The following is a 242-nucleotide window of genomic DNA, read 5'->3' on the forward strand; positions in this document are numbered from 1 at the left end:
ACCGTGAGCGCATCCCCGTCGACATCGCTGTCGTTGGCGAGAAGGGTGGCTGTATCAATCAGGGTGACAACGTCTTCCGTGACCGGGTTGGGACTTTTAGCAACACCGTTCGCATCAAAAACGCGAGCCTTGATCGCAGTGTTAGACGTATCCCCTTGCTGCCGGTCGGAAGACGTCCACGTTACGACAAAATCACCATTGGCGAGGGCGGTAACACTCGGCTGGCTTTGAGATAAAGTGGT

1 protein-coding gene is annotated in these 242 nt (G+C 55.4%); it reads right to left on the reverse strand.

The window, feature by feature from the left end; genetic code table 11:
- On the reverse strand, nt 1-242 hold a 242-nt coding region (locus Q1B13_RS26960; protein WP_299085984.1), incomplete at both ends, for a hypothetical protein.

This window comes from uncultured Ruegeria sp. (genome assembly GCF_947489545.1).
In the GTDB taxonomy this organism is placed as follows: Bacteria; Pseudomonadota; Alphaproteobacteria; order Rhodobacterales; family Rhodobacteraceae; genus Ruegeria.